The 3,467-nt window shown below is 41.0% G+C and carries 4 protein-coding genes; all 4 read right to left on the minus strand.

Going from position 1 to position 3,467, the window contains the following annotated elements:
* Positions 1–154 precede the first annotated feature (154 nt).
* Positions 155–1,111, minus strand: coding sequence for an MDR/zinc-dependent alcohol dehydrogenase-like family protein (locus VB654_RS06580; protein WP_323212812.1), 957 nt, complete (start codon positions 1,109–1,111; stop codon positions 155–157).
* A gap of 141 nt (positions 1,112–1,252) precedes the next feature.
* On the minus strand, positions 1,253–1,810 hold the full coding sequence (locus tag VB654_RS06585; RefSeq protein WP_323212814.1) for a hypothetical protein: 558 nt from the start codon (positions 1,808–1,810) through the stop codon (positions 1,253–1,255).
* A gap of 67 nt (positions 1,811–1,877) precedes the next feature.
* Positions 1,878–2,684: an inositol monophosphatase family protein gene (locus VB654_RS06590; protein WP_323212815.1), complete on the minus strand. Its 807-nt coding sequence runs from the start codon at positions 2,682–2,684 to the stop codon at positions 1,878–1,880.
* A gap of 59 nt (positions 2,685–2,743) precedes the next feature.
* The coding region (locus tag VB654_RS06595) for an MFS transporter (protein WP_323212816.1) at positions 2,744–3,467 on the minus strand (724 nt) is incomplete at its 5' end.

Raw genomic sequence — 3,467 nt, forward strand, 5'->3', positions numbered from 1 at the left:
GTTTAGTAGTGTTAGAGAATGGGACAAAAACGTGACTCATGACCAATGAGCAAAGAATTGTGGATTTTGGGTTTACCATCTTCGTAGCTTACGCAGCGCAGAGAGGATTTTAGATTGTCGTCTAATCCAAAATCTCAAATCTAAAATTGATTGACTAATGACTGATTTCTAATAAAACTTTTAAAACACCTCGATGTTGTGCTTGTTCAAAAGCAAAAACTGCATCATCCAAGGGATAGGAAGCATGAATCAAGGGTTGTACGTCTATGTTTCCTGTTGCTAGTAATTGGAGTGCTGCCGGAAAGGGACCGCAACGAGAGCCAATCAGAGTAATTTCGTCTACAACTAAAGAAGAAGCATCTAAGCTGAGTTTGCCTGCGTAGGTGCTTTTAAGTACTAAAGTACCACGAGGACGCAAGGCGCGACGAGCGATCGCAAATCCTTCGGGATTGCCAGTACACTCTACTGATATATCAAAAGCTTTATCTATAACAGCATCAACTAAACCAGTTTTTATTCCTCTTGCTTCTAAGTTAATCAGTTTATCTCGATGCCGTCCTACTACCAACAAATTACAGCCTGTTAAAGCTAGTGTTTGGGCTACCAACTGCCCTAATTTGCCATCTCCCACCACTAGTACCCGGTCATCAGTACCTACTGCTACCTGCTGCTGAATTTCTAAGGCTGCTGCTACTGGTTCGGTAAAAGTTGCAATATCTGTTGGCACATTGTCAGGTACTGGATGTAAATTTTGTATGGGTAAACACAGATAATCAGCAAAGGCTCCGTGACGGTTAACAATGCCTAAAACAGTGCGGTTCTCGCAATGCGTCGGTTGTCCACTCAGACAAAAACGGCAATGACCACAAACGGCGTTAATTTCTCCCACTACACGTTGATTAAGTAAGTGTTCTGGCCCTTGTGCGACTATACCAACAAACTCATGACCTAAAATGCCAGTGTAAGGATAATAACCTCTTTTAAGTTCTAGGTCAGTGTTACAGATACCTGCACGCAATACCCGCACTAATGCTTCTCCTGGTGCCGGATGAGGAACTGAAATATCTGTGCGTAGTTGCAATTGTTGATTTTCTAACCAAAGTCCTTTCATGACCATTTTTTGATTACAAACGAAGTTTATATTTATGTGGGGAGCATCCCACTTTAGCAAATGTATTTTTTCTGTTTAACTGTGGAATCAGGTTATTACAGCTGAATAAAATATGTATCTCCTCAATATGTATACTCCAATTTATGTTGCAGAAGTTACTTCATTTTTACTGAGCCAAATTACCAAATCATCTGAATGAAGTACAATCTCACTCCCTAAAGTTTTAATATATAAAAGTCCATTGCTAATGTTTAAATCTCTAACTGGATACCAAGACTCTCGTTTTTGGATTAAAAGCTCTAGGGGAATTCCTGATTTTAAAGCACTTTTGCGATATTTCCACCAAGCTCTCCAAAGCATGACAGATTTAGTACAATGCGCTTTATAGCCTTTGGGAATTTGAAAGTATTGATACCGATAGAAACCACGATGATCTGTTTCTATTTTTCCTTTGATCAGATAATTGTGATCTGCCAAAGCTTCATTTATCAGATCCCAATGAGATGAATTTGGATTAACCCAAAATTCGGATACCCTGTGATTGAGTTGATAGGTAGCAATTACTCCTTCAGTTTTAGCGGTTAGTTGGTTGCTCTTATAGATGGTTTCTGCGGTCAAAGAAGGGTTTGACAACAAAACATCTTTTTTTTGGGTAGAGCTTTGTACAAACTCCCGAATTAAATCTAGACTAGACAGCATAAACTTGTTTTATACTCAGTATTTTGGTGTAAATAAAGCTTCTACACACTGCAATTAAGTAAATTTTTTAAATTTTTAAATTTTTGAGAAATGGTGTAAATATTGGGACTAATTCCGGGCGACTGACAACCAGGGTAGGGAAAGAGCGATCGCTGTAATCTTCCCCTGATGACAAAGGAAAGGGCTTCGCTTTGAGAGATGTCCAACTACCACCAGCCGCCTGAACAATCACCCAAGCCCCGGCGATGTCCCAAACCTTTGGTGTGGCTTCAATACCGCCTAGTGTCGCCCCAGTAGCGACTGTGAGAAAATTATAGCTGGCTACACCCAACATCCGAATTTTACAGGGAAAGTCTGTTTGAATCACAGCAGTGCTACGGGAGCAGAGGTTAAAAAAGTGATTTTTACTAGCAGGATCATTACTACTATGAATGGGATGGTGGTTGAGAAATGCGCCTGACGGTGTTATTAAACCAGAGTCACCCGCCCAGAAACCATGAAAAGCTTGAGCTAGTGGTGGTACGTAAACATACCCAAAAATGGGGATACCTCTATATAGTAATCCCAGTGAAATTGACCAAATGGGCAGACCCCTAGTAAAGTTGGTAGTGCCATCGAGGGGGTCGATTACCCAGCACCACTCTGTACCCGGAAACACTTTGTCGCTTTCTTCGCTCAAAATGCCATAACCAGAAAAACGAGAAGCTAACGCATCTTGAATTTCTTGATCTGCCCATTTGTCGGCTTGGGTAACTAAACTACCGTCAGCTTTTTGGGAAGCCTGGACTTTCCCAAAATCTTGCATCAGTTGCTTGCCCACTCTGGTAGTAGTGGTTTCGGCAAAATCGAGAATTGTTGTCCAGAAATCATTCATTAATTAATTTTCTCGCAAAGGTACTCCTGAGCCAAGACAAGATACGTATATTTACATAACTAGTCTAAATCACTTTCTAAAACAGTAGCGATCGCTTGTTTGGCACTGGTTTGAAATTCTTTGACATTGACTCGGTTGAGAAACCAAATCGACACCACCATACCCACAGCTTCCAGAAAGAATACCATGCCATAAGCTAACTCTAAACTCGGCAGTAAATTACGACCAATATCTAGTATCGTACCGCCTATAACTACGGCAATTCCCCTAGAGACAGACTGAGCTAATCCCCAAGCCCCAATAAAAGTACCTGCGGCTTCAGCTGCTGTCAGATCCAACATTAAACTAATAGCTGCGGTGGTTAAGAAACCAGTAGATAAACCAAACAAGAACAAGCTAAATTTGAGAAAAGCTGGATTGGCTGTAAATCCTGATATACCCAGTAATAATGCACAGATTGCCACTAATACACAGCCTAAGCGTGCAGTTCTGCGTTTACCTAAACGCGGCACAATGAAAAAACCTGTGACACCATAGGCTATTAAGATACCAAAACCGTAAAAAATGTTCAATCTGGTACTTTCTGCCAAAGGCATACCAAATACCTGACCAGCGTAAGGTTCTAAAACAGGGTCTTGCATAAATAAGCTGATAGTCATAACCAGCAAAAATGTGAAAAACAAACCTGTTTGCCGACTAGCTGTCAAAATTTTCCAAGCCCTACCGATTCCCAGGCTGTCATCTCGATTTTCAGTGGTAGAACGGCTGGAATATTGGGAATAT

The organism is Nodularia sp. UHCC 0506, from assembly GCF_034931045.1.
Lineage (GTDB): Bacteria > Cyanobacteriota > Cyanobacteriia > Cyanobacteriales > Nostocaceae > Nodularia.

Coding starts and splice junctions, on each gene's coding strand:
- VB654_RS06585 (WP_323212814.1), bottom strand. CDS start 1,810: ATGCTGTCTAGTCTAGATTTAATTCGGGAGTTTGTACAAAGCTCTACC.
- VB654_RS06580 (WP_323212812.1), bottom strand. CDS start 1,111: ATGAAAGGACTTTGGTTAGAAAATCAACAATTGCAACTACGCACAGAT.
- VB654_RS06590 (WP_323212815.1), bottom strand. CDS start 2,684: ATGAATGATTTCTGGACAACAATTCTCGATTTTGCCGAAACCACTACT.